This is a genomic window from Nocardioides sp. CPCC 206348 (assembly GCF_048654705.1).
GTDB lineage: Bacteria > Actinomycetota > Actinomycetes > Propionibacteriales > Nocardioidaceae > Nocardioides.
Window position 1 is genome coordinate 1 of record NZ_JBMCZA010000011.1, and the last position, 7,236, is coordinate 7,236.

Annotated in this window: 2 protein-coding genes; both read left to right on the top strand. The window is 63.9% G+C overall.

Going from position 1 to position 7,236, the window contains the following annotated elements; all coding sequences use genetic code 11:
* Nucleotides 1-254 precede the first annotated feature (254 nt).
* Complete coding sequence (locus ACOADB_RS00510) at nucleotides 255-875, top strand: helix-turn-helix domain-containing protein (RefSeq protein ID WP_378595964.1); 621 nt, start codon at nucleotides 255-257, stop codon at nucleotides 873-875.
* A gap of 372 nt (nucleotides 876-1,247) precedes the next feature.
* The coding region (locus ACOADB_RS00515) for a DNRLRE domain-containing protein (RefSeq protein WP_378595965.1) at nucleotides 1,248-7,236 on the top strand (5,989 nt) is incomplete at its 3' end.

The following is a 7,236-nucleotide window of genomic DNA, read 5'->3' on the forward strand; positions in this document are numbered from 1 at the left end:
CTTTCCTATGTCCTGAGCCAGAACACTGTCAGCCCGACGTAGAAGAACCCTCGTCTGAGACTGCATAACCGCAGGTCAGACGGGGGTTTCGTCTTTTTCACGGCACCTCACATCGCTGTCATTCGGAGTCCCGAATCGACCGATGTGGGGCAGATGTGGGGCAGACGCTCTTGCAACCGTCGCGATCCTGAGATCAGAGCCCCACGAATGTGGGGCAACAACCTTGTCCCAGTGGGGCAGCGAGGAGAGTTCTCATGGCTTGGGTGGAGTCCCGAGGTAAGCGTCACCGTGGTGGAAACCGCGGACCGGACGGCACTAAGAAGATGTACGTGGGCCGGCACTCCAGCAAGCGCGAAGCGCTGAGGTTGGCCCAGGTCGAAGAGCACAAGATCCACAGGCCGCGAAGAGCCTGCGGTGCCAAGTTGCAACGTCGCAAGGCAGCGGGAACGTCCGTCAACAGACTCGAGGTCTCAACCGATGACGACGAAAAGGTGATGGAGCCCGCTCAGGTCGTCGCACACCAGCGGATCCGCCCAGCAAGCCTTGGCGCACGAATCCGCGCACGACGCCTCGGCGCCAGGCTGAGCCAGGCCCAGGCCGTCGCCGGGGCCGGCGTCAGCGCCGCATGCCGCGCGCGGATCGAGCACGGCGAACGACGCCCCAGCATCACCGTGCTCGAGCACATCGCGGCGCATCTTCGTGTCGGTATCGACGAGCTGCTGCGCGGCAGAGATGACCTGGCCAACGATGTCGCCTTCGCCGCATCGCGATGGCTCCAGTGGCCCTCGAATGCGCGGGCTTACGAGGACCTTGTGACATCGATCCACATGTGGGAATCCGCCGCGACCGGTCAGCCTGGCAGCAACAGCCGCTAGTGGCCGCTTCTGCGACGGCACAGCTTTGTCGCGAGGCGTGACCCTGGTCCCGACTTTCCTGACACGTTCTGACCGTTTTGAAGACGTAGCGGAGTATTGGGCCTTAGGTTCCGAGGCGCGAGTCGGATGCGTGGGCGTCTCGGGGAGTCTCGCCAGAAGTCAGGGTTCGTGTAGATGTCGCTTCGCGGTTCAGTTCGTCGTCCTGTCCTTCGATCGAGCGGGCCAGACCGAATGGTGCGGGGGATCGCTTTGGCGGCTCTCGGGTCCCTCGCGATCGGGACGCTTCAGGTTGCACCTGGCGCCGCGGTCGCAACGGCCGCCGTCGAGCAGGCGGCACCCAAGGTCACTGAACGCCCTGACCGGACCTCTGCCATGGTCACCGCGATCGCGCAGGGCTCACAGGTCGAGGACCTGTCAGCGCGGACCCCTTCGTCGGCAATGTTCGCCAACCCAGACAGCACCTGGACTCTCGAGTCCTATTCGGGGCTGGTTCGCTCACGTGCTGACCAAGACAAGTGGGTCAGCGTCAACGCGGACCTGGAGAACCTGGCTGATGGAGCCGTGCCTGCGGCGGTTCCCTTCGATATCGAATACGGCGATGGTGGGTCGAAGGACGTGGCCACCGTGACTTCGCCTTCAGGTGCCACGCTGTCGCTCGACTGGCCAACCAAGCTGCCCGCCGGAACGGTGGATGGCGACCAGATCACCTTTGAACCCGCGGCGATTGACGGGGGAGACCTCGTTGTCACGTCCCACCCTGAGGGGTTCAACTTCTCCGTCGTCCTCGACCAGGCCCCCGCCGCCGGTGAGATTCCGGAGTATCGGTTCCCTCTGAGCCTGTCGGAAGGAAAGTTCATCACTCGCGCCGATGGCTCGATTGACATCAAGAGCGAGGGCAAGCTGGTTGGTTCGATCACCCCGCCGGTGATGTGGGACTCGGCCGACGAAGCGTCGACGGTTCCTGTCGCGGCGACCCTTGAGGGGACGGGTACGTCTCGCGAGCTGGTGCTGCGGCCCGATCCCGTGTATCTGGCTGACCCGGACCGCAGGTACCCGGTGACGGTCGACCCGACGGTGGTCCTGACCGCGACGGGTGACACGTGGGTGCAGAACATCCTGCCCAACACCAGTCAGCACACCTCGCCCGAGCTCCGGGTCGGCACCAGTAACTTGGGCATCACGCAGAATCGCTCCTATCTGAACTTCGACACGACTGCGTTGGGCAGTCCGCCCCCGGGATCGATCGCGGACGCGAAGGTGAGCCTGTCGAACTTCAATGCCGGCTCGTGCTCCGGCTCGGACATCAAGATGTCGCAGGTCACTTCGGCCTGGACCGTCCCGGGCATCACCTGGTCGACCCAGCCCACTGTCACCGCCACGGGCGCCAAGGTCGAGGACGACGCGCACGGCTTCACCGGTTGCACCAGTGAAGGCGTGGTCGACTTCAACGCCACCGACATCGTGAAATCCTGGGTCGGTGGTGCCGACAACTACGGCGTGCAGCTCGCTGCCGTCACGTTGAACAACGCCAGTTACCGTAAGTACAGGTCCTTGGAGAACGGGGACAACGCCAAGTCGCCCAAGCTGACCGTCACCATCAGCCAGCCCCCGGCGACCCCGACCGGGCTGACCGCGACCCCGGGGCTGTACGGCAACTTCATCACCTCCAAGACCCCCACCCTGTCGTCGGTCGTCACCGACCCCGACGGCGGGCAGGTCAAGGGCTATTTCGAGATCAAGCAGGGCTCGACTCTGGTGTGGCCCGGCGACAGCCCCGCCGGCACCAGCCCCGCCGTGCCCTCTGGCGGAACCGCCACGAAGGCAGTTCCGTCTGGGCACCTGACCGAGGGTGGCACGTACACGATCAGTGCCTGGGGTGAGGACGACGTCAACGTCCGCTCCGCCACGCCAGCGACCAAGACCGTCACCGTCGACACCATCGCCCCGACCGTCACGATCACCTCGTCCCACTTCACCAACGGGACCTGGACTACCACAATGCCCGGCTCCGACACGATCACCCTCAACGGGTCGGCCGACACCGCTGGTTTCTACTTCAACCTCGACGGCCAGACCTCCGCCGCCGGCGCGAACTCATCCGGCGACAAGGTCACGACCTACACCCCGACACCCGGATGGCACGTCTACGAAGTTACCCCGGTCGACAAGGCCGGCAACTACGGAACACCCGTCACGTTCTCCTACGGCACCGGTACCGCAGCCTTCTCCACGCCCACCCAGTGGGCGCCGTCCACCGCGTCGTTCCCTATCGACCTGTCCGGACCCGCCTCCGCCACCGGCGCGACGCTGCAGTGGCGGGTGGTCACCGAAACCACCTGGCGAACTGCGGCCAAGGTCAAGAAGGTCGACGACGGAACCAACTGGACCGGCACCATCGCTGGCGCAGGCACCGGCCGCTCCACCACCAACCAGCTGATCTGGAACGCCACCGAAGAAACTTATGGGACCGGAACTCTCGAAGCACCCGCACTCCTCGAAGTCCGCGGCTGCTTCCAATACTCCGGATCCGCCGACTCCTGCACCACAGTCCTGTACCTCGGCCTTTATCAATCCGCCTTCGGCGAACGCTTCCCAACAACCGACCTCGGGCCCGCGACGGTGTCGTTGCTCAACGGTGAAGCTATGGTCAGCGACGCTGACGCTGCCGATTCCAAGGCTGGTATCGGGCGCTCCTTCTCTAGCCTGTCGGACGCCACGCTAACCGCCGGCGTCTTCGGGCCGGGTTGGTCCGATCCAGAGATTTTCGGGCCGAGCGCCGACACGGCAGCGTCCGTCATCGACAGCCGCACCAAGGACGGCACGATTGTCATCGTCGATTCGGGAGGTGGCTCACAAACCTTCATCCCGACTGGCGGAGGGAACTACAAACCCCTCGAGCCCACTGGCGACACCACCACGTTGATCTTCGCGACCGGCACCCCAAACACGCTCGAGTTGTCTCGCCCACTTGGCACTGGCAGCGTCGTGACCACTTGGGAATGGAGTACCTCGGACATTGGCGGCGACCCCGCCTGGACCCTCAAGGAGACCAACGCTCCCGGCACCGGCAACGACATCGCTGTCACCCGCACGGGCCAGCGGCCCACCTTCGTCCGCCAGTCCGACCCAACCGCCTCATCCACTTGCACCGCCACCACCCAAACCCTCGGGTGTCGAGCCCTCACGATCACCTACACCGGAACTGGCACCGCAACACGGGTCGCCTCGGTCCAACGCGTCATCGGCGCAGCAACACCTGGTGCGGTCAATATCAAAACACTGGCCGATTACACCTATACCTCGGGCAAGCTCACCAAGGTCTGCAGCGGCGACCCCGACGGTGCTGGCGCCGGCATACCGTTGTGCACTGAATACAGTTACACCACGGTTGCCAGCCGGACCATGCTGGCAACCCTGAAACCTGCAGGCCTCACCGAATGGCGCTTCGCCTACGACACCATCGGTCGACTCGAGAACGTCAAGCGCGAACGCCCGACAGCGTCCGGCGGCGGCGACGCAACGTGGTCGATCGACTACAGCCTGACGCCCGCTAGCGCAGGGCTCCCGTCGATGACGGCAGCGAAGGTTAGCGAGTGGGGGCAGACCGTGGTGCCGACCAAGGTCTACGCGGTCTACCAGCCTTACAACGGCACTGCTGATGTCACCAAGGCCGACCTTTTCTATACCGATCGGTCCGGCAATACCACCAACACGGCGGCCTTCGGTCCCGACGGATGGCTTCTCAGTACCGATTGGGTCGACGCTGCCGGAAACACGAGGCAATCGCTCGACGCCACCGGTTGGGCACGGGTTCAGGCTGCCCCGTTGGTCGACCGGCCGATGGTCGCACTTGAGGCATCGTCGTTCACCGTTTTCAACACTTGGGGCAACGCCGACACGGTCGGCACCCGGGCCATTGACGAGTACGGCCCGGCTCACACCGCCAGCCTGGACGACGGCACGGTCGGCTACTTCCGTACCCACGCCGCGTTTACGTACGACGATGACCCCGGCGTCGATCCAAGCCTCCTCGCGGGCCGCCCTGGCGGCATCGGCGGCGACGGGGTCGGCCTGGTGGTGAAGGAGACCTTCAGCACCGCCACAGCGGACCGCACCGCGGATCACGACACCAAGGTCACGACATACGGATACGCCCCGGTCGTGTCTGGCGATGGCGATGGTTGGGTGCTCGGAACACCGACCTCCACGTCCGTCAAGGTCACCGGTTCGACATGGTCAACGACGACCAACCGATTCGACTCCGACGGCCGGTCGATTGAGACCCGGGAGCCTGGAGGCGGTACAGACGGTAGTGGCGCCGGCAACGACGCCCGGTCAACGACAACCACCTACTACACCGCTGACGGCTCTGGGGCCTGTGGCGGAAAGCCGGCCTGGGACGGAATGGTCTGCAAGACCGGGCCGGCCGCACAGCCCGCTGGCACCACGACGCCGATCACCTACCACGCAGGGTTCGACGACGAACTGAACCCAACCAGCGTGCAGGAACTCTCGGGCGGCGCAGGCACACGGACCACCACAAAGACCTACGACAACCTCGGACGCGTCCTTTCCTCCTCGGTGGTGGTGGGTGGCTCCGAGGTCGCTGCCGACACCATCACCAACACCTACGGGTACGCAGTATCCACAGGTCTATCGACCACTGTGACCGCCTCAGCAGGCAGCACCGGCACCGTGACGACGTCCTACGACGCATGGGGTCGCGAGACCGGGTATCAAGACGTAACCGGAAACACCGCCGCAACCACCTACGACGCGACCGGGCGCCTCGCTACGAGCGACACCGGGACCACCTCGACGTCGTACGCCTACGACGCACACAGCCTCCTTACCGGCGTGACCGTCGATAACGGCGTCGGCTCCTTCGGCTACCAGTACGCCACCGACGGAACCCTAGAAGAACTGTCGTACCCCAACGGACTTGCTGCGACGTACCACACCGACGAGATCGGCGGCCCAACCGGAATCACCTACAGCAACTCAAGCGGGACTGTCCTGGCCTTCACGGCCAGCAACGACGTCCGTGGCAGAGCTCTGCTGCAGAGTTCACCAGCCTCGTCACAGGTCTTCACCTACGACGGACTCGACCGACTCACCGCAGCCGTCGACACCCGCGCCGACGGCTGCATCACCCGGGTCTACGGATTCAGCGCCTCTTCTGAACGGACCTCGCTGGCGTCGCACCCTCCAGGCGCCGGAGGGGCATGTCAGTCGACTTCGGCATCCACCAAGACCACCACCTACGACACGGCAAGCAGGGTCACCAACACCGGCTACAGCTACGACCCACTCGGACGAACGCTGACAGTCCCGACGACCGACACCACAGTAGGTGCCGCGGGGGCACTGACCGTGGCCTATCGGGCCAACGACATGGTCGCGTCACAGACTCAGGACGTGACCGCAGGCGGTGACACTGAAACCAAGACGGTCGACTACGAACTCGACCCAGGCGGACGAATCTCGAGCATCACCTTCAAGACGGACGGCACAGAGACCAAGCGATCGCGATATCGCTACAGCAGCACGAGTGACTCACCGTCCAGCATCGAGACTTCGACGGACACCGGGGCAAGTTGGGTCGCTACGAAGTACGTCGCTCCCCCAGGCAGGGGACTCGCAGCGGAAGTGACCGGCGGAGCCGTCACCTTCCAGATCATCAACCCACATGGCGACATCGTTGCGTCGACCACCAGCGCCGGAACAGTTGAGGCCTACGGAGAGACCGACGAGTACGGCAACCCACTATCGGGCACACCGGACCGCCGCTACGGCTGGCTCGGCGAACTCCAGCGCTCCACAGACAGCCTCGCGGGCCTCACACTTATGGGCCTCCGGCTCTACAACCCTGATACCGGCGCATTCCTCTCGGTCGACTCCATCGCCGGGGCCAACAACACTCCGTACGCATACCCACAAGATCCAATCAATGAGAAGGATCCCTCTGGGGCGTGCCCGCGGCCGTTAATCTTCTGCAGCGAAATAAAGCAAGGAAGGGATCCGAATCGACCCGGCGTGCCAGACGGTTACATTGCGATCTGGCACAAATACACAAGCCACGAGAAGGGCGAGCTGGGCGAGAAGCGAGTCGCAGCGATGTTTCGCAAGATCAAGGGAGTGTCGGACGTGCATCGAGGCCGCACTGGCCTCAACTACGTTCGCTTCATCAACAAGCTCGGCAAGATGCAGATCCGAATATTTGATATCTCGCTGGTGTACAAGGGCCTATCAATACTTATCGAAGTCAAGGCAAACAAGAGTCGCTACCGTAAACATCAGCGAGAAGCCGATGAGTGGCTGTCGTCGACATATGGACTGCTTATCGGGTTCGTAAGAATCC

Coding starts and splice junctions, on each gene's coding strand:
- ACOADB_RS00510 (WP_378595964.1), top strand. CDS start 255: ATGGCTTGGGTGGAGTCCCGAGGTAAGCGTCACCGTGGTGGAAACCGC.